Genomic DNA, 18,028 nt, shown 5'->3' with positions numbered 1-18,028 from the left:
ATTTCAGGTTTTTGAACCAAGCGGATTATTCAGTGTGCCAACGATGCCGGCCATGCCTACGGCGTAGCTGGCTTTGGGTTTGGCGGCGGTTTTCTTTTGCGACCAGACGGTTTCGGGGCGCGATTGCAGCGCCAGCAGGTTTTCCCCATCCGGCAGATCAGCGTCGATGGCCCATTCCACGTCTTGCGGGCAGCCGTTCTGTTTTTCCAACCGCTTGGCAAGGGCGGCAACGGCGATGACCTCGGCGTCGGTCATGCAGGCGGAGGCGCGCCGGTCGGCGTCAACCGGGCGTTCGATCGTCGCGCCGGCTGTCGCGTCACCGACCAGTTCCAGATGCTTGTCACCGATCTTGCGGTTGATCACCTCCATCAGCACCTTTTCGACGGTAAAGTTATCGGGCGTCACAACCCCCGAAACCACCAGTTCGCCCAGGCCCCATGATGCGTCGATCACGATCTTGGTGCGGTCGCCGGTGGTCGGGTTCAGGGTCATGGCCACGCCAGCAACACGGGCGTTGACCATTTTCTGCACGGCAACGCTCATCAGCACCTCGATCTGGCCCAGCCCGGCCTTGGCGCGATAGGCGATGGCTCGCGCTGTAAACAGCGACCCCCAGCAATCGCGGACCTTTTCCACCACCTGATCGGCACCGATGACCCACAAATAGGTGTCTTGCTGTCCGGCAAAGCTGGCGTCGGGCAAATCTTCGGCCGTGGCAGAGGATCGCACGGCAACAGCCAAATCCCCGCCCATCGCGGTATAGGCATCGCGGATCGCCTGTTCGATATGCGCAGGCATCGGATGCGACCGCACGCGTGTTTCGATATTGCGGGCGACACGTTCGGTGCTGACCACATCATCAGGGTCGAGTGTGTCCAGCAGCGCCGCGATCTCGGCGTGCAGGCCCTGATGCGCCAGCATTTCGGCATATGCTTCGGTTGTGATGGCAAAGCCGGGGGGCACCGCGACGCCGTGGCGGGTCATTTCGCCCAGCGATGCGCATTTGCCGCCCACCCGGTCGTGATCTGCGGCCGTGATCCGGTCGAATGGCAGAATGAATTTTTCGGTCATGTCGCGTCTCCCCAAGTAATTTCAACCTTCGACGGAATACGGAAGGACACATTTGCCAGATAGTCGATCTTGCCGTCGCCGGTCAGGCGCAGGTCGGGGAAACGCGCGGTCAGTTGCCGCAGCATGATCCCGAATTCCAGCTTGGCCAGCTGGAAGCCAAGGCAGAAATGGATGCCATAGCCGAACGACAGATGGTTGCGCGCATTCGCGCGCCCGATGTCAAAATCCTCGCCATGGGGGAACACCGTCTCGTCACGGTTGCCCGACCCCATCAGCAGCAGAATATCCGACCCTTCGGGCACTGCGACCCCGCCGATCTGCGCATCGGCCTTTGCCCGCCTGCGCCACGCCACGATCGACGGCGCGTGCCGCAGGATTTCTTCGGTCGCTTGGGGGATCAGCGCGGGATCGGCACAGATCGCATCCCACGCGTCGCGGTGGGTCAACAGGGTGTGCACCCCGTTCGCCATCAGCGTTGTGGTTGTTTCATGCCCGGCAAACAGGACAGAATACATCACACCGGCAATTTCATCGTCGGTAATCTCGGCCCCTTCGGCTTGCAATTTCAACAGGTCGCTGGGCAGATCATCACCGGGGATTGCGCGCTTCGCGGCCACCAGGGCGCGGCAATAGTCCCAATAGGCGACCATGTTGTGCGCATGTGGCAGTTGTTCGGCGTCTGATAGTTCACCCCATGTCAACACTGCGCGGCTGACCGACCACGCCTTGACCTTTTGCACATCGCTGTCAGGGATACCGACCAGCGCGAACAGCACAAAGGCTGGCACGTCATAGGCCACATCGCGAAAGAAATCGGCACGGCCCAGTGGCGCGATCCGGTCCAGCGCATCGGCCACGATCTGTGCGATCTTCGGTTCGATCGCTTTGAACCGGCGCGGCCCGAATGCGCCCTGCACGATCTTGCGGATGCGGGTGTGATCGGGCGGCACGCGGGCCGACAGGCCCGAATAGGCGGTGAACCCGCCTTCGGTCATGATGCGGCGGCCTTCGGCGCACATGGGCCGCATCGGGGCCTGGGCGTTTTCTGACGAAAACGTCTGCCAGTCATCGAACACGGCCTTGATATCGGCATGGCGCGTGACGATGAAATAGCCGGTGTCCTTGTGCTGAAAAACAGGCTTGTTTTCGCGCATCTTTGCCCACGTCGCGTGGGGTGCGCTCAGGTCGAACGGGTCATAGCCATTGGCTGGCGAAACCGTTGCGGCGACAGTCATCGCATCCTCCTCCTTATATGATTCTATCCTTGCACCCATAGTTAGAGATGATTCTTTGGTTTTTCTTTGGGAAGATTTTTTGGCAAAAAATCAATGCCCTGAAATCAGGCCCTGAAAGATGCTTTGCAGCGGCGGATAGGTCGTGTCACCGCCAATGTCGGCCAGCGCATCAACATACTGGCGGTATTGGCGGGCCATCGCATCTTGCCGGCCCTGCGCATGGAAAATGCGCATTGCTTCTTCGTGGGCGATTTCGCAGGTGGGGTCGATGTCCAGCGCGCGTTGGCAATGTTTGATCGCATCGCGCAATTTGCCGCGCCGCCGCAGCAGCATGGCCATGTCGCGATGCACCTTTAGCGCCATGTCGCGCAGCCATGCGCGCTGTGGCAGGCACCAATCTTCGACCTCGCTTTCCACGTATTCCTGTGACAGGTCTTCGAACAGATCACCGGTATAAAGTCTCTCGGCGGCTTGCAGCATGGCATAGGCCTGGTCGAACTGGCTTTCCCGCTCCAGCGCCTTGGCGCGGCGGCAGAACTGTTCGAACGTATGAATGTCGATCCAGCTGCCCGGCGGCGGGCGCAGGTGATACCAGTCGCCCCGCCTTTCGATGAAATCCTTGTGGCCCAGCACTTTGCGCAGCATGGCCACGGTGTGGTGCAGGCGGGCGCGTTTGGCATCCTCATCGCTGCCATCGGGCCACAGGAACTCTGCCAGCCGGTCAGCGGCTGCGCCGGCTTCACCGCGGGTCAGCAGATAGGCAAACAGCGCCTTGATCTTGCGCGGCGCACCGCCCGAGATTTGCCAGTCGATCTGCTGTGAATCGCTGGTATAGACGCGCAGCCGCCCGAAACAGCGGATTTTCCAGCGTTGCCCAAGGCCACGCATGGGCCGCAATTCGGCCACCGGCAGCCAGCCGGGATCGGCCCCCATGGCCGCCTGCCCGTCGGCACCCGGATCCAGCACCATCGGTTGCCAGCTTGGCACGACACGCCCCAAAAGAAACGACACCTGTTCGCGCAGGCTGGCCGTGGCCAGATAGGCATTGGGCAGCCAGAACGGATTGTCGTGCAGCCCGTCGGGGGCCAGAAATTGCTGATGCCCGCGCAGCGCGGCCAGCAGTTGATCGCCGGTCAGCATTTGCCAGTCATAGACAGACACGATCCGCAGCTCTGTAGCGGCCAGATCGGCGCATAACGCGCCCCAGATTTCGAAATTTGCCGAGGCGGCGGCGGTTTCGATCCCCCAGCGCATATCAACGGCAAGCAGCGCCTTGGCCCCCGCCCCCGCGACTGCGGTTCGCAACGCCTGGGCAATGGTTTGCGCGTCAAACGGGCTGGTTTGCAGGTGGGCGGTTGAAAAGCTGATGCTGCGGTCCGCCTGCAAACGGCGGGCAAAGTCTGCGCTGTCGGTGACGGCAACAACCCGATCATGCGCCATATCGCCCCCCGGCATACACCTTGGCAGCGGGTCGTTCCCCGGCATTGCAATGACAGCGGCGTTTATCGTGTTCACCAGTAAACCCTTTGTTGTCCTGTGCAGGTGACATCTTGTCAGCCGATGCCCCTGAAACAACCCCCTGCGTAGTTATCGGATATGACCGACGGTGCATCCTTGCCCGGCAAATCCAGATTGATCGATTGAACCCCCGACGCTTTGCAAAATGCTGAAATGCGATCCGGGTCAGTGGCCCCGGTCGAGATCAGACATTCAGCCTGATAAGAAACCAGCTCTTTTGCAGCTTCAAATTCCCGGTCGGGGTCACGTTGTGTGCATGTGACAATAGGGAAAAATCTGCGCACGCGGGCCATTATCTCAAACTGCTCGGCAATGTTGCCAAAGTATCGGTTGTCGTATTTCGGGACGATCATGCCAAGGATGTTAGAGCGATCCCGACGCAGTAAGCTGGCTTGCACGATGACAGAATAGCCTTGTTCTTCGGCCAACTGCATCACGCGTTCGGCCAGTTTTCGACTGATTCTCCGCTTTTTCCACGTCCCGTTCAGCACGGAACTCACCGCGCTTGGCGACGCATTGGCAAGTTTTGCAAGGTCGTAAATCGGTGTTCTTCTCGATTCATTTTCCATAAATTTCACAGCAACCTTCAGCAATTCACACAAGCCTGTCGAAGTCATGCTGATTCAGAACAATTGATTGCGCATACTTTGCGATGCGTTGGGAGGAGTTCAGTTCTGGTCAATGGCTGCCCGCAGCGCCCGGCAGCGCCAGACGTCTTGTTTTCTTCTCAGACATCGCTACCCGCGTCAGCGGGGTTTAATTTGGTTTGGAGGAGCAAACAGATGAACAAGATCACCTCACTTGCGGCGGCATCAACGCTTGTCACTACACTGATCGCCACAACGGCAACCGCCCGGACTGTGGCATTCCTGATGCCCGATCAGGCATCGACCCGTAACGAAGAAAAAGACTGGCCGGGTTTTCAGGCCGCCATGACGGCGCTTTTCCCTGACTGCACGCTGATCTACCAGAATGGCAACGCGGACGTCGCCCTGCAACAACAACAGTTCAATTCCGTTATCGCACAAGGGGCGCGTGTGGTCGTTCTTGATCCGGTGGATTCAGCGGCAGCCGCAGCCCTGGTTGAAATTTCCCACCCAGACCTTGTTTCCGCCATTACTGACGCCAGCGAAAATTCCGTCTCGCGACGGGCTGCGCGCAAACGCGAAGATATTGGGGAAGACCAATGACACAAGATGCGCACGAACCGGCAGCGCAGTGCTGCAAACCTTTCTGCCAGCCCATTGAGCGGCGCAGTGGTCAAGGCGACATTCCTTTCAATTGCCCTTTTTTTGCGGTTTTCTATCTGGAATAGGGTCGTGGCGTGCCGTGGATGTTTGGCGTGTTTGTGTTGTTTGTCGTGATGCTCAACTATGCTCTGGCCCGCACGCAATGGGGGCGGTCCATGTTTGCTGTCGGCGGCAATGTCGAAGCCGCACGCCTTGCCTCGGCCAACTAGCAAGCAGGAACAGGTGATGTGAACCTGAACGCGATTGCCGCAGCCGTCATCGGGGGTGCCTCGCTGCTCGGTGGCCGCGGGTCGGCCCGGTCTGCCTTGTTGGGTGTTCTTGTCATCACGGTAATCTCTAACGGGCTTACATTACTCAACCTCAGCTCTTCTCTGCGCGACATGATTACAGGGGCCGTTCTTGCCATTGCTGTCATCGTTGACTCTCTCGCGCGGCGTTCGCGGGCGAGCCATGGTCGCGCCTGAATGATCAGAATATGAAAATGAGCAAAACAATGGATAACAAACCGCAGCAATAACAGGTGCTGCGTCCGGGATCGGGTTGGCATGCGCACAGATCCTTATCGCGCAAGGCGCGCGGGTCGTCCTGATCGATCGGGCCAGCGACAGGCTGAACGCTGTGTGCGAAGACCTGGGTGACGCTGCCAAACCGCTGGTCATCGACGTTCTTGACGGGCCGCAAGTTTCGGGAATGTTGCCGCAGATCGAAAATCTGGTTGGTCCGCTTGACATATTCCATGCGAATGCAGGCGCATATGTGGGCGGGGCGGCCGCAGAAGGTAATCCAGATGAATGGGACAGGATGCTGAACCTGAACATCAACGCAGCCTTTCGCAGCGTTCCGGCCGTTTTGCCTGCGATGATTGAATGCAAAACCGGTGACATCATCTTTACCAGCTTGGTTGCGGGCGTTGTCCCTGTCGTATGGGAACCAATCTACACAGCGTCAAAGTTCGCGGTTCAGTCGTTACGGCGTTGCTGGATGACTGACCCAAAGAAAAAATGGAAAAGGCGCTTGCAAACGGGTCGCTGATGCAACCGCGCGGGGTTGTCGAAGCCGTTCTGTTCATGCTGACGCGTCCCCGCGGCGTCGTGATCCGCGACATGGTGATCTTGCCCAACAGCGTCGATCTATAGGCAACGGGAAGGAAACAGCATGTTGACCGGATCACAGGCAAAAGAAAGTTATGTCATTGGTGTTGATGTCGGCACCGGCAGTGCCCGCGCTGGTGTGTTCACGACCGATGGCCGGATGGTCGGTGCCGCCAAAAATGCGGTGTCGATCTACCGCCAGGGCGCCAACACAGTCGAACAATCCAGTGATGACATCTGGCAGGCCGTCGTCAGATCGGTGCGGGATGCGGATTACTTCAATACCATCGGCTTGGGCGAACTTGTCGGTGAAGATTTCAAACGTATCGGCGTAAATATCGTGCCGGCCGGATCAGCCCTTGGGGATGGTCTATCCCCACAGGCCGCCAAAGAGTTTGGCCTTGTTGCCGGCACACCGGTCGCTGCCGGGCTGATAGATGTGCACGCCGGAGGCATCGGTTCCATGGGGGCGAAAGGTGGCGGTGGCCAAAAAACCTTGGCGCGTCTGGACGTACAATCGCATTGCAAATTTCCTGGCTTGCGATCAAGGCGCGCCTGAAAAGCAGGAAATGCCAAAAGTGGCCAACCGTCGCATACCTGTCACATAAGTCGTCTAGACGTCTGTATGAAGAGAATCGAGGGACAGACCTTGCCACAGCTTGTCAGACAATCCGGCACCGCCGTTTGGGCGCAAATTGCAATCGCCTTGCGCGCCGAGATCGAACGTGGCCTGGACGAGGGCGACTGGCTTCCGGCAGAACCGGAACTGGCCGCACGTTTCGGCGTGAACCGCCATACCCTGCGTCGTGCCGTTGACGAACTAATCGCCGAGGGGCTGGTCGAAAGGGTGCACGGGCGGGGCACAAGGGTGCTTTCGCGTGGGCTGATCTATGGCATCGGGCGCGACACCAAATTCACCGAGCGTCTGGCCGCCAGCGGGCGGACCGCGCAAGTCACCCTGCTGGCCCGTGACGAAATCGTTGCCGCAGGTGGTGTCGCGCGGCGGCTGCGCATGGCCGAGGGCACGCCGGTGCTGTGTCTGAAAACGCTGCGCGGCGAAAGTGATCTGCCCTATGCGCTGACGTTGCATTTCATGACCGGCGCCGCGGCTGAAGCGGCGCGCAGCTATCCCGGCGGATCGCTGACGCGGCATCTGCGCGCGGTCGCGGGGATCACGCTTGACCGTGTTGAAAGCCTTATCAGCACGCGCCTGCCGCTGCCTGCGGATGCGCTTGCCCTGCGAATGCCGCGCACCCAGCCGGTGCTGCGTATCAAGGGCGTGAATGCCTGCCGCGAATGCGGTGTCGTCCAAGAATATGTGATCACCCAGTTTCGTGGTGATCGTATCCAGCTTTCGGTGGAAGACCCCGAATGGGCCACCGAAGACCAAGGGCCGTACATGGAGGTGCGGCCACAGCCCTGACTGCCCAGTCAATCAACGATCATCAAGAGGAAGACAAATGTCTCTGCTCAGGACTTTCGCCGCAGCTGCGACCGCGACGACGATCTCTATCACCGCTGTGATGGCACAGCAAGCCGACGGCTCTGCATCCAACCCATACCGCGTCATGCTGGTGCCCGCAGATGGCGGCACCGAGGACGGCACCCGCGCCGATTTCAAACCGGTGTTCGATGCTGTGACGCAAACAACCGGCGTGCATTTCGACATCAAGGTAGGCCAGACCTATGCCACCGTGATCGAGGCGATCTGTTCGGATGTCGTCGAAATCGCCTGGTTCGGCGCTGCCTCTTACCTGCCGGCCAAGGAACGCGGCTGTGCTGAATTGCTGGCGGTCGATGTCAACAAGGGCGCATCGGTCTATTATTCTGGCATCTACGCCAGCAAGGACAGCGGCATCGCTTCTGTCGCCGATCTCAAGGGGCACGAGATGGCCTTTGGCGACGCCAATTCCACCTCGTCCTTTGTTTACCCGGTGGCGATGATCGTGGCGGCTGGCCTTGATCCGGCAACGGATCTCAGTGTGATCCGCATGACCGGCAGCCATGCCAACAGCCTTAAGGCGCTGGCCGAGGGTCAGGTCGATGCCGCTGCCGCCTCTTTCGACAGTTTCGAAAAGGCGATCAACGCGGGCACGATCAGCGCCACTGATTTCGTGGTCATCGGAAAATCCGACCCGATCCCGAACCCGCCGCTGGCGATGTCAACCAAGCTGCCTGCCGACGTCAAAACGCGGCTGCGCGACGCCTTCAACACCGTGCACGAGGCCCCCGGTATCACGCCCGAGATGATCCGCGGTTACGGTGGCAAACAGGTTGACCGCTATGACGCCACCGTAACCGATACGATGATGGCCCCCGCGCTGGTCACGTTGTCCAAGGTGTCGGGCGATCTGCGCACCGCGATCATCGCGAAGGCGTCAAACTGATGGCGGCCGCGGCGATCCTTCAAGCTGCGCTCGGAACCGGGAGAGAGGGGCAACCGCACCTTTCTTTCCGGGACTTGCGCAAGGTTTATGCCGACGGGGTCGCCGCGCTTGACGGCGTGTCGGCCCATGTCGCGCGGGGCGAATTTTGCGTCGTGCTTGGCCCGTCCGGTTCTGGCAAATCAACGCTGCTGCGGGTGGTGAACGGGCTGACCGATCTGACCTCGGGCCAGATGATGCTGGGCGATACGGCGCTGTCGCCAAAATCCTTGCGCGGCATCCGCCGCAGGGTGGCGATGGTGCATCAGCAATTCAATCTGGTGGAACGCGCAAGCGTGGCCGCCAACGTGCTTGCCGGCGCTGTGGCCGAGGTGGCGGGCTGGCGCGCCATGCTGGGCTGGTATCCGCCTGAACTGCGCACACGCGTCTGCGAGGTGGTGGCGCGAGTGGGGCTCGATGAGATTCACCTGCCGCGCCGGGCTGCGGCGCTGTCGGGCGGGCAACAGCAACGGGTGGGCATTGCCCGCGCGCTGCTGGTGCGCCCCGAGGTCATTCTGGCCGACGAACCTGTCGCCAGCCTTGACCCCGCAATCAGCCGCGAGGTTCTGGGCCTGCTGCGCGAAGCAGCCCGCGAACAGGGCGCGACCGTGCTGTGCAGCCTGCATCAGACCGACCTTGCGCGCGAATTCGCCGATCGCATCATCGGGATGCGCAAGGGGCGCGTGGTGTTTGACGGCAAGCCTGCCCTTTTCGACGACCGCGCCGAGGCAGAGCTTTACGAAGGTTTGGCTGTGCCAAGCCCCGAGACCAAGGAGAAAGCCTATGCGTGAGGCAATACTACAAACCGGCGGGCACCCGCGCCCGGCCTCTGAATGGCATCTGCGCGCGCCCTATGACTGGCGTGCGGCGCTTGCCGTGCTGCTGATCGCCACCGCGCTTTTCTGGTCGGGGCAGCGCATGGAAGTGGGTAAAATGCTGAACCTGACCGGCGAGGCTGTGGCGGCTGGCGTGGGCCTGAAGGACGAAAGCCAGGTCGGCAAGGGGTTGGGCCGGATGATCGGCGCGCTGTTTCCCTTTGTGATCGAGGACCGGCGCGAACTGGCGCGGATCACCGATTTGGACCGTGACGCCCTGCCGATGTTCACCCGGATCGAGGCGACCGAGGTAACGACCTATCACCTCAACGCCGACACCCTTCAGGTTGAGCAACAGGTCGAGGTAAAGGAATATCTGGTCCACCCGTTCGGCTATCTGACCAAGGTGCTGAGCAAGATGGTTGAAACCTTTGAAATCGCCATCTGGGCCACGATCATCTCGGTCCTGCTGTCGATCCCGCTCGCCTTCTTTGGGGCGCGCAACTATACGCCCAATCGTTTTGCCTATTCCGCCAGCCGCGGCGTGGTCAGCTTTCTGCGGTCGATGCCGGAACTGATCATCGCGATGTTTCTGGTCCTGGGGTTCGGGTTCGGGGCGATTGCGGGCTATCTGGCGCTTGGCCTGCATGGCGCGGGTTTTCTGGGCAAGTTCTATGCCGAAGATATCGAGGCCGCCGACCGCAAGCCGCAAGAGGCGCTGACCGCGCTTGGCGCGGGCAAGCTGCGGGTGCTGCGCGCCGCCGTGTTACCGCAGGTGGCGCCGTCTTATGTGGCCTACACGCTGTATATTCTGGACCGCAATGTGCGCATGGCGGCCGTCATCGGCCTCGTTGGTGCGGGCGGTATCGGGCAAGAACTAAAGGGCCGCTACGACACGTTTGAATATGGCCATGTCGGCACGATCCTGCTGGTGATCTTCCTTACCGTGTTCGTGCTTGATCAGGTGTCGGCCCGGGTGCGCGCCCGATTGATTGGATAAGGAAATGACAATGAGACCGAACAGAGAAGACTGGGCGGCGGCACTGGCCGCGGCTGATAAAGGGCGGGTCGCGGCACTGGCCGACCGCATCCGCGACCGCGCGCAGGTGGACCTGCTGGCGCCGCCCCGCGAAGGGCTGATGTTAATGCAGTTGCGCGAATCCGTCGCCGGTGCCGCGTTTCATCTGGGCGAAATCCCGATGGCCCGCGTGCATCTGCGCCTGACCGCCCCCGAAGGCGTGGCCGAAGGCGGTGCTGCGCTGATGAGCGACGATCTGGCCCTTGTCACACGACTGGCCATTCTGGATGCGGCGCTGGTGGCCGATCTACCCGAAGCACCCGAAATCGAGGCGCTGCTGGCCGAAGGGATGGCCGCGCGGGCCGAAACTCAGGCCCGCCGCGCGCTGTCGCTTGACCGCACAAAGGTTGATTTTCAACTCTTGTCGGAGGAAGACGAATGAGTGTTCTTGACCTGCCCCGCCTTTGGCGGCCTGCAACGCATCAGGCATTGTTCAGGCGGATTCTGGATGTGGCGGCGCGCCCGGGCCAGATCGCCGATCTGGGGGATCTGCTGGACGGGCGGCCTGCTGCGCTGGCGGCCCTTGCCACCTTTTGCGACAACACCCAGACGCTGGCTGACCTAACCGGCACGCTGTCCGCGACCGATTTTGCCTTTCTCGATGTGGGTAAGGCCACAGTGGATAAGGCCGGTTTTATCCTGTCTGTGGGCACCGCCGCCCCTGATTTTACGCCCCGCCTTGGCACGCTTGATACACCCGAAGACGGGGCGACGCTCGTCATCATGGTGGACAGCCTGACCGAAGGTGCGGCCCTGACCCTGACCGGGCCGGGGATCAACGGCACCGCCACGCTGGCCCCAAAGGGCCTTGCACCAGACTGGCTGACCGCCCGCGCGCGCTGGTGCGCCGATTTCCCGATGGGGGTGGATTTGGTGCTGGCCGATGCCACGCGCCTGACCGTCATCCCCCGCACAACCAAGATAGGAGCCTGAGCCATGGCCTATGTAGCCATTCGCGGCGGCGCTGACGCGATAAAGGGGTCTTCGCGCCTGATGGACGCGATGCGCGCCATGGGCGAGAGCGCCCCGCTGGAGCTTGACCAGATCGAACGCCAGATGCCGCTTTTGCATTCCAAGGTGCTGTCCGAGGGCAGCCTTTATCACCCGCGCCTTGCCTCACTCGCGCTCAAGCAATCGCTGGGCGACAGTCTTGAGGCCGCGTTTTTCCTGCGCGCCTATCGTTCGACCAAGCCGCGCCTTGGCGAAACCGCGACGCATGATACCCGCAACATGCGCGTGATCCGCCGTGTCTCTGCCGCGTTCAAGGACATTCCCGGCGGGCAGATGCTGGGCGCGACGCCCGATTACCTGCACCGGCTGTTCCGGTTCGAGTTGATGGACGAGGGCGCAGAGCGGTTCGACGAGATCACCCGCGACTGGCTGGGCAACCGGCCCGAGAACGACACAGCCCTGACCTTTCCCAAGGTGCTGGACAGCTTGCGCGAGGAGGGTCTGCTGGCCCCGCTGGAAAACAGCGACGAGACGCCTTTTGACATCACCCGCGAACCGCTGATCTTCCCCGTGCCGCGTTCGGCGCAACTGGCGACCATGGCGCGCGGGGAAACCGGTGGCCTGCTGGCGCTCGCTTATTCCAACATGCGCGGTTACGGCGACGTGCACCCCACGGTCGGCGAATTGCGCGTGGGGTATGTGCCGGTCATGGTGCCGCACCCGGTGACGGGCAAGCCGATGGAGGCGGGCGAGGTTCTGGTGACGGAATGCGAGATCGTCGCCATGTTCGAAAAATCCGACGACGGCGCGCCGGTGTTCACCCTCGGCTATGGTGCCTGCTTTGGCCATAACGAGGTCAAGGCGATCGCCATGTCCGTGCTGGACCGTGCGATCAGCGTGGCCCGCGAAAAGGGCCGCATCGAAAACCCGTCTGAAGACCCCGAATTCGTGCTGCTGCATGTGGACGGCATCGAAAGCATGGGGTTTTGCACCCATTACAAGATGCCCCACTACGTTACCTTCCAGTCTGACATGGACCGCCTGCGCGCCGCGCAAGGCAAAACCGAAGAGGCCACAGATGCACCCCGTTGATACCATGGGCCAGACCCGCGAAGGCGCGGAATACGGCTTTGCCTTTCTGGACGAAGACGCCAAGCGCGAATTGCGCCGCTCGATCTTCAAGGCGGTCTGCATTCCGGGCCATCAGGTTCCCTATGCCAGCCGCGAAATGCCCATTGCGCGCGGTTTTGGCACCGGGGGGATGCAGTTGACGCTGGCGCTTCTGGGGCCGGACGACGCTTGCAAGGTGATTGATCAGGGCGCAGATGACAGCGTGAACGCAGCCAATATCCGCAACTTTTTCGCGCTCACCTGTCCGGGCGTCACCGGCACGCTGCGCACCGAAGAGGCCAGCGTGATCCAGACCCGCCACCGCATTCCTGAACTGCCCCTGCGCGCCGATCAGATATTGGTGTTTCAGGTGCCCTACCCCGACCCACTGGTGGTGGTGGAACCCAATGCCGCCAAACGCCGCCGGATGCACGGGCGGGCAGATTACGCGCGGCTGTGGGTGAAACTGTATGAGGATATGGTCGCCTTTGACGAGATCACAATCTCGCACCGCTACCCCACGCGGATCAACGGGCATTATATCATCGACCCGTCACCGATCCCGCGGTTTGACGTGCCGAAACTGCATCAGGCCGATTGCCTGTATCTGTTTGGCGCGGGCCGCGAAAAGCGCATCTATGCCGTGCCGCCCCATACCGATGCGGTGCCGATCACCTTCAACGATGTCACCTTCGCGGTGGAAAATTTCCGCGACAAGGCCACGGGCAAGCGCCATTGCTGCCGTCGTTGTGGGGCCGATGACAGCTTTCTTGATGAATTCCTTGATGATGATGGCGCGCGCGTCTTTCAATGCTCGGATGCCGCATATTGCGACATGCGCCTGGAACGGCTGGAGGCCGCAGAATGAAACCGATCCTTGACGTTGATAACCTGACCCGCATCCACGGCCCCGGCTGCCCGGCCTGTCTGGACGTGACCGGGCCGGAACATGACACCAACATTTGCCGCCATTGCGGGTCTGTCGTGGCCGTGGCGGGCGCATCGTTCCGCCTGCACAAGGGCGAGGTGCTGGGGATTATGGGCGAGAGTGGTTCGGGCAAGTCGTCCCTCGTGAAGATGCTGTATTTCGATGACAAGCCGACATCGGGGCAGGCGACATTCCACGACGAAGGCCACGCGCATGACCTGTTTTCGCTGAATGAGGCACAACAACTGCGCCTGCGCGATACCCGGATGGGCATGGTTTATCAGAATCCGTCACTGGGGTTGAATTTCGACATTTCCGCCGGTGGCAACATTGCCGAACGGCTGTTGATGTCGGACGAACTCAGCTACCGGGTGATCCGCGAAAAGGCCACCGCGCTTCTGGCCCGGACCGAGGTGCCGCCTGCGCGTATGGACGAATTGCCGCGCAACTTTTCGGGCGGGATGCAGCAGCGGGTGCAGATCGCGCGCGCCCTGTCCACCGGTGCGCCGCTTTTGTTGCTGGACGAGGTGACGACCGGCCTTGATCTGTCGGTGCAGGCGCGTATCCTTGATTTGATCATGGAACTGCAAGAGGTCACGGGCGTGTCCATGCTTGTCGTCACGCATGACCTGGGCGTGGTGCGCCACCTGACCACCCGCACCATCGTGATGAAATACGGCCGCATTATTGAGTCGGGGCTGACCGACCAGATCCTTGAGGATCCGCAGGCCGCCTATACGCAACAACTTGTTTCCAGCGCATTGTGAGGGCCTGATGGACAATATTCTTTCCGTGCGCGATCTGGGTAAGGGGTTCTATATCCACGACCGCGCCAAACATGTGCCCGCTGCCGAGGGGATCAGCTTTGATCTGAAACCGGGGCAATTGGCGGCGCTTGTCGGCCCGTCGGGGGCGGGGAAATCCTCGCTTTTGAAGGCGATCTATCGCACCTATGTGCCGTCAACGGGGCAGGTGCTTTACCGCACCGCTGCGGGCGATCTGGTGGATCTGGTCACAGCGCCTGAAACGCAGATCACCGACCTGCGCCGGTCGGAAATCGGCTTTGTGACGCAGTTCCTGCATTGCCTGCCGCGCCTGTCCACGCTGGACGTCGTCGCCCGGCCCCTGCTGCAACAGGGCGTGGACCGTGATGCCGCCCATGACAAGGCCGCAAGAATGCTTGCGGCGCTGGCGATCCCCGAACAGTTGTGGGATGCCACACCCGCCACCTTTTCCGGGGGTGAACGCCAGCGCGTCAACATCGCGCGCAGCTTTACCCAAGGGGGGCGGCTGATGTTGCTGGATGAACCCACCGCATCGCTGGACCCGGTCGCGCGCGAAAACGTCTGCGCGATGATCGAGGCCGCCAAGGCCGAGGGGGCCGCCATGGTCGGCATCTTTCACGACATGGCCATTGTCGAACGGCTGGCCGATGTGAAGATCACGGTGGAGCGCCGCGCGTTCGAGGCGGTGGCATGACACAGCATCTGGAAAACGCGCGCATCGTCACGACCGAGGGTTTGCAGCATGGCAGCCTGACGATTGAGGATGGGCGCATCGTGGCCCTTGGCGCGGACGCGCCCAAAGGGGCCACGCGGACCGACCTGCGGGGCGACCTGCTGCTTCCGGGCCTGATCGACCTACACGGCGACGCGATTGAAAAAGAGGTGGAACCCCGCCCCAACGCCTTTTTCCCGCTGCCTGTGGCGCTGGATGCGATCGACCGGCGCATGGCGGCGGCGGGGGTGACGACCGCGTTTCACGGCATCAGCTTTGCCGAGGGCGAATTGGGCGTGCGCGACGTGGACTTTGCCGAAGCGTTGGCGCGTGCATTGCACGCATTCAGTGGCGCGGTCGATCACTGCGTGCATGTCCGCTATGAACTGACCGATGCCGGATCCGAAGCGCGGGTCACACGGCTGATCGACGAAGGCGTGGCCAGCCTTTTGTCGTTTATGGACCACACGCCGGGGCAGGGCCAGTTCAAGGATGCCGCCGCTTATGGCGCCTATTTTGGTCGCGTCTATGCCAAGGATGATGGCGAAATTCTGGAAAGGATCAGCGCAAAACAGGCCGAGGCTGGCAATATCGTCGCCCGTGTCGAACGGCTTGCAGACCACGCCCGTCCGCATGGCGTAGCACTGGCGGGGCATGACGACGAAGGCGCGGATCGCGTCGCCTTTATGGCGGGTGTCGGCGCCACGATCAGTGAGTTTCCCCTTGATCTGGACACCGCGCGCGCGGGCTGTGCCGCGGGTCTGGTGACGCTGTTCGGCGCGCCAAACGTATTGCGCGGGCGCAGCCAGTCCGGTGCGCTGTCGGCGCGGGATGCGATTGCGGCGGGCGTGGCAGGGGCGCTGTGTTCGGACTATGCGCCGCAGGCCATGCTGCCCGCGCTTGGTGTGTTGACAGGCGAGATGGGCCTTGGCTGGCCGCAGGCCACTGCCCTGCTGTCGGGCGCACCGGCGCGCGCGACGGGCCTTGCCGATCGTGGGGTGATTGCACAGGGCAAACGGGCCGATCTGATCCGCGTGCGCGATACCGGGGGCGCGTTGTCGGTCGCGGCCACATGGGTTGCGGGCGCGCAGGTCTATGGGTTTGGGGCATTATGACGGGGCGGCTGTTCCTGATTGTCGGGCCATCGGGCGCAGGCAAGGATACGGTGATCGCGGGGGCCATGGCGCGGCTGCGCCCGACCGATGACGTGATCCTTGCCCGCCGCATGATCACGCGCCCCCTGCATAGTGGCGGCGCAGAACAGCACATTCCGGTTTCGCCCGCCGCCTTTGCGCGGTTGCGCGCGGCAGGCGCCTTTGCGCTGGACTGGGACAGCCACGGGCTAAGCTATGGCATCGGGGCCGAGGTGCAGCCATGGCTGGACGCGGGCATGACCGTGATCGCCAACGGATCGCGTGCCGCGCTGCCCGCCGCGCGGCGGGTGTTTGGCGCTGCGCTTGTCGCCACCGAAATCACCGCCCGCCCCGAGGTTCTGGCCGCGCGTCTGGTCGCACGGGGACGCGAAAGCGCCGCAGACATCGCGGAACGCCTCGCCCGCAGCCGTGGCCTTGCGCCCGCGCCGGTCCATCTGAGCATCCCGAACGACGGCACCCCCGCGCAGGCAGCGGCGCTGCTTTTGGCTGCAATCCAAAAGGACGGGCCGACATGCGCCTGACCTTTCTTGGCACCGGCGGCGTCTGGGCCGCGCCCGTTCACGGTTGCACCTGCGCCGCGTGTGAAGCGGCCCGCGCTGACCCGTCACGCGCCCGCGCCCCGGCCTCTGCGCTGCTAGAAGTTGCAGGCCTGCGCCTGCTGATCGACGCCGGCCGCACCGATCTGGTGGACCGGTTCCCGCCCCGCAGCCTTGATGGCGTTCTGCTGACGCATTTCCATGGCGACCATTGCCTTGGCCTGACCCTGATGCGGTGGAGCATGGCCGAACCCTTGCCCGTCTGGTGCCCCCATGATCCGCGCGGCTATGACGACCTGACGAAACACCCCGGCCGGCTGCGATTCCTGACCTGCGCGGCGGGCGATGCGTTTTGCATCGGGCCGGTTACGGTGACGCCGGTCGCGCTGATCCATTCGCGCCCGACGTTGGGCTGGGTGATCGCACACGGCGCACAGCGGATCGCCTATCTGTCCGACACGCGCGGCCTGCCGGACGCGACCTTTGCGACACTGGAAACCGCGCCGCTGGATCTGGTTGTGTTGGATTGCGCCTATCCGCCCGGCGCGCCCGACCCACGCGGCCACAACGATCTGGACGAGGCTGATGCACTTCTCGCGCAGCTTGCCCCGCGGGACGCACGACTGACGCATATCAACCACGATCTTGATCAGTATGCGGCCGTTTCAGGGATCGTATGCGGGATCGCGCAGGATCATGAAACCGTGGACGTTGGCTAGCAGGTCTGCGCCGACGGCCAGACCCCCTGTCGTTTTGCCAGCACCGGCCTGCCCGGGTTCATCATGCGGGGCACCGTCCGCTATGGCATCTTTTGCGGTTTTATACCGCTTCCAGCGCGATCGCGATGCCTTGGCCGACACCGATGCACATGGTGGAAAGCGAGCGTTTTCCGCCATTCAGCTGCATCTCGAGCGCCGCCGCCCCGCCATTGACGCCACTGGCGTTTCCGGCCGTGACACTGCCCCCCTCGCGGAAGGACGCGCGCAATTTTGCCAGATTTTCCAAGCTGGTGACACGCGGATGTTCGTCGGTATCCACGACGATGGGATCCCCCTTGCGCTGCGGGATGGTGACCGGAACAATTTCTCTGGAAAACCGCCCCGCGGCGATGGCCTCCGCTGCCTTGTCTTGGCTGCGCAGCGCAAACGCATCCTGATCGGCGCGCGTCACGTTGAAATCCGCAGCGACATTTTCGGCGGTTTCGGGCATGGAATCCACACCGTATTGGGCTTTCATCAAAGGGTTAACAAAACGCCAGCCGATGGTGGTATCATAAATTGCATTGGTGCGCGAAAACGCGCTTTCGGCCTTGGGCATGACAAAGGGCGCGCGCGACATGCTTTCGACACCGCCCGCGATCGCCAGGTGAAT

General features: G+C 62.1%; 18 protein-coding genes and 4 pseudogenes. 17 read left to right on the top strand and 5 right to left on the bottom strand.

Annotated features, from left to right (window positions below; all coding sequences use genetic code 11):
* Positions 1–3: 3 nt before the first annotated feature.
* The 4 genes and pseudogenes from IBX59_RS08815 to IBX59_RS08800 form a co-directional block, all read right to left on the bottom strand.
* Positions 4–1,071 carry a PEP/pyruvate-binding domain-containing protein gene (locus IBX59_RS08815; protein ID WP_296374581.1) on the bottom strand — a complete coding sequence of 356 codons (1,068 nt, stop codon included), beginning with the start codon at positions 1,069–1,071 and terminating at the stop codon, positions 4–6.
* On the bottom strand, positions 1,068–2,306 hold the full coding sequence (locus tag IBX59_RS08810; RefSeq protein WP_296374580.1) for a cytochrome P450: 1,239 nt from the start codon (positions 2,304–2,306) through the stop codon (positions 1,068–1,070). Before IBX59_RS08810 ends, IBX59_RS08815 begins: the two co-directional genes overlap by 4 nt.
* 90 nt (positions 2,307–2,396) lie before the next feature.
* Positions 2,397–3,821, bottom strand: coding sequence for a BTAD domain-containing putative transcriptional regulator (locus IBX59_RS08805; protein WP_296374577.1), 1,425 nt, complete (start codon positions 3,819–3,821; stop codon positions 2,397–2,399).
* Positions 3,822–3,889: 68 nt separating this feature from the next.
* Positions 3,890–4,393, bottom strand: a pseudogene (locus IBX59_RS08800) (LacI family DNA-binding transcriptional regulator); the annotation flags it as partial.
* 213 nt (positions 4,394–4,606) lie between these two features.
* Between IBX59_RS08800 and IBX59_RS08795 the strand changes: the two are divergent.
* The 17 genes and pseudogenes from IBX59_RS08795 (at position 4,607) to IBX59_RS08715 (ending at position 17,376) form a co-directional block, all read left to right on the top strand.
* A complete protein-coding gene (locus tag IBX59_RS08795) occupies positions 4,607–5,014 on the top strand; it encodes a substrate-binding domain-containing protein (RefSeq protein WP_296374575.1) in 408 nt (135 codons plus the stop codon).
* A 113-nt stretch (positions 5,015–5,127) separates the two neighbouring features.
* Positions 5,128–5,538 (top strand): annotated as a pseudogene (locus IBX59_RS15175) (sugar ABC transporter permease); the annotation flags it as partial.
* A 49-nt stretch (positions 5,539–5,587) separates the two neighbouring features.
* Positions 5,588–6,210, top strand: a pseudogene (locus IBX59_RS08785) (SDR family oxidoreductase).
* Between the two features lie 19 nt (positions 6,211–6,229).
* Positions 6,230–6,724 carry an FGGY family carbohydrate kinase gene (locus tag IBX59_RS08780; RefSeq protein WP_296374571.1) on the top strand — a complete coding sequence of 165 codons (495 nt, stop codon included), beginning with the start codon at positions 6,230–6,232 and terminating at the stop codon, positions 6,722–6,724.
* 90 nt (positions 6,725–6,814) lie between these two features.
* On the top strand, positions 6,815–7,588 hold the full coding sequence (gene phnF, locus IBX59_RS08775; RefSeq protein WP_296374568.1) for a phosphonate metabolism transcriptional regulator PhnF: 774 nt from the start codon (positions 6,815–6,817) through the stop codon (positions 7,586–7,588).
* 37 nt (positions 7,589–7,625) lie between these two features.
* The gene (locus tag IBX59_RS08770; protein ID WP_296374566.1) at positions 7,626–8,552 is read left to right on the top strand and encodes a phosphate/phosphite/phosphonate ABC transporter substrate-binding protein; all 927 of its coding nucleotides are present in this window, start codon (positions 7,626–7,628) and stop codon (positions 8,550–8,552) included.
* On the top strand, positions 8,552–9,379 hold the full coding sequence (locus IBX59_RS08765; protein WP_296374564.1) for a phosphonate ABC transporter ATP-binding protein: 828 nt from the start codon (positions 8,552–8,554) through the stop codon (positions 9,377–9,379). The genes IBX59_RS08770 and IBX59_RS08765 overlap by 1 nt, the downstream gene beginning before the upstream one ends.
* Entirely contained in the window at positions 9,372–10,403 is a 1,032-nt protein-coding gene (gene phnE, locus IBX59_RS08760; RefSeq protein WP_296374562.1) for a phosphonate ABC transporter, permease protein PhnE, read from the top strand. The genes IBX59_RS08765 and phnE overlap by 8 nt, the downstream gene beginning before the upstream one ends.
* A 10-nt stretch (positions 10,404–10,413) precedes the next feature.
* Complete coding sequence (gene phnG / locus IBX59_RS08755) at positions 10,414–10,863, top strand: phosphonate C-P lyase system protein PhnG (protein WP_296374560.1); 450 nt, start codon at positions 10,414–10,416, stop codon at positions 10,861–10,863.
* A complete protein-coding gene (phnH, locus tag IBX59_RS08750) occupies positions 10,860–11,414 on the top strand; it encodes a phosphonate C-P lyase system protein PhnH (protein ID WP_296374557.1) in 555 nt (184 codons plus the stop codon). The genes phnG and phnH overlap by 4 nt, the downstream gene beginning before the upstream one ends.
* Before the next feature lie 3 nt (positions 11,415–11,417).
* Positions 11,418–12,524 (top strand): carbon-phosphorus lyase complex subunit PhnI, encoded by a 1,107-nt coding sequence (locus IBX59_RS08745; RefSeq protein ID WP_296374555.1) that lies wholly within the window; start codon positions 11,418–11,420, stop codon positions 12,522–12,524.
* Positions 12,511–13,410: an alpha-D-ribose 1-methylphosphonate 5-phosphate C-P-lyase PhnJ gene (locus IBX59_RS08740; RefSeq protein ID WP_296374553.1), complete on the top strand. Its 900-nt coding sequence runs from the start codon at positions 12,511–12,513 to the stop codon at positions 13,408–13,410. Before IBX59_RS08745 ends, IBX59_RS08740 begins: the two co-directional genes overlap by 14 nt.
* Positions 13,407–14,237 carry an ATP-binding cassette domain-containing protein gene (locus IBX59_RS08735; RefSeq protein ID WP_296374551.1) on the top strand — a complete coding sequence of 277 codons (831 nt, stop codon included), beginning with the start codon at positions 13,407–13,409 and terminating at the stop codon, positions 14,235–14,237. Before IBX59_RS08740 ends, IBX59_RS08735 begins: the two co-directional genes overlap by 4 nt.
* A gap of 7 nt (positions 14,238–14,244) precedes the next feature.
* Positions 14,245–14,949 (top strand): phosphonate C-P lyase system protein PhnL, encoded by a 705-nt coding sequence (gene phnL / locus IBX59_RS08730; protein ID WP_296374550.1) that lies wholly within the window; start codon positions 14,245–14,247, stop codon positions 14,947–14,949.
* Positions 14,946–16,082 (top strand): alpha-D-ribose 1-methylphosphonate 5-triphosphate diphosphatase, encoded by a 1,137-nt coding sequence (locus IBX59_RS08725; protein WP_296374548.1) that lies wholly within the window; start codon positions 14,946–14,948, stop codon positions 16,080–16,082. Before phnL ends, IBX59_RS08725 begins: the two co-directional genes overlap by 4 nt.
* Positions 16,079–16,642, top strand: a complete 564-nt coding sequence (gene phnN / locus IBX59_RS08720) for a phosphonate metabolism protein/1,5-bisphosphokinase (PRPP-forming) PhnN (RefSeq protein WP_296374546.1) — start codon at positions 16,079–16,081, stop codon at positions 16,640–16,642. The genes IBX59_RS08725 and phnN overlap by 4 nt, the downstream gene beginning before the upstream one ends.
* Positions 16,633–17,376, top strand: a complete 744-nt coding sequence (locus IBX59_RS08715; RefSeq protein ID WP_296374543.1) for an MBL fold metallo-hydrolase — start codon at positions 16,633–16,635, stop codon at positions 17,374–17,376. The genes phnN and IBX59_RS08715 overlap by 10 nt, the downstream gene beginning before the upstream one ends.
* A 100-nt stretch (positions 17,377–17,476) precedes the next feature.
* On the opposite strand, the pseudogene IBX59_RS08710 reads toward IBX59_RS08715, so the two are convergent.
* Positions 17,477–18,028 (bottom strand): annotated as a pseudogene (locus IBX59_RS08710) (3-oxoadipyl-CoA thiolase); the annotation flags it as partial.

The organism is Yoonia sp., assembly GCF_014859355.1.
Classification (GTDB): Bacteria; Pseudomonadota; Alphaproteobacteria; order Rhodobacterales; family Rhodobacteraceae; genus Yoonia.
This window is presented reverse-complemented; position numbering and strand designations above follow the sequence as displayed.

Coding starts and splice junctions, on each gene's coding strand:
- phnH (WP_296374557.1), top strand. CDS start 10,860: ATGAGTGTTCTTGACCTGCCCCGCCTTTGGCGGCCTGCAACGCATCAG.
- IBX59_RS08810 (WP_296374580.1), bottom strand. CDS start 2,306: ATGACTGTCGCCGCAACGGTTTCGCCAGCCAATGGCTATGACCCGTTC.
- IBX59_RS08745 (WP_296374555.1), top strand. CDS start 11,418: ATGGCCTATGTAGCCATTCGCGGCGGCGCTGACGCGATAAAGGGGTCT.
- IBX59_RS08815 (WP_296374581.1), bottom strand. CDS start 1,071: ATGACCGAAAAATTCATTCTGCCATTCGACCGGATCACGGCCGCAGAT.
- IBX59_RS08725 (WP_296374548.1), top strand. CDS start 14,946: ATGACACAGCATCTGGAAAACGCGCGCATCGTCACGACCGAGGGTTTG.
- IBX59_RS08770 (WP_296374566.1), top strand. CDS start 7,626: ATGTCTCTGCTCAGGACTTTCGCCGCAGCTGCGACCGCGACGACGATC.
- IBX59_RS08780 (WP_296374571.1), top strand. CDS start 6,230: ATGTTGACCGGATCACAGGCAAAAGAAAGTTATGTCATTGGTGTTGAT.
- phnE (WP_296374562.1), top strand. CDS start 9,372: ATGCGTGAGGCAATACTACAAACCGGCGGGCACCCGCGCCCGGCCTCT.
- IBX59_RS08795 (WP_296374575.1), top strand. CDS start 4,607: ATGAACAAGATCACCTCACTTGCGGCGGCATCAACGCTTGTCACTACA.
- IBX59_RS08765 (WP_296374564.1), top strand. CDS start 8,552: ATGGCGGCCGCGGCGATCCTTCAAGCTGCGCTCGGAACCGGGAGAGAG.
- IBX59_RS08735 (WP_296374551.1), top strand. CDS start 13,407: ATGAAACCGATCCTTGACGTTGATAACCTGACCCGCATCCACGGCCCC.
- IBX59_RS08715 (WP_296374543.1), top strand. CDS start 16,633: ATGCGCCTGACCTTTCTTGGCACCGGCGGCGTCTGGGCCGCGCCCGTT.
- IBX59_RS08740 (WP_296374553.1), top strand. CDS start 12,511: ATGCACCCCGTTGATACCATGGGCCAGACCCGCGAAGGCGCGGAATAC.
- phnL (WP_296374550.1), top strand. CDS start 14,245: ATGGACAATATTCTTTCCGTGCGCGATCTGGGTAAGGGGTTCTATATC.
- phnN (WP_296374546.1), top strand. CDS start 16,079: ATGACGGGGCGGCTGTTCCTGATTGTCGGGCCATCGGGCGCAGGCAAG.
- phnG (WP_296374560.1), top strand. CDS start 10,414: ATGAGACCGAACAGAGAAGACTGGGCGGCGGCACTGGCCGCGGCTGAT.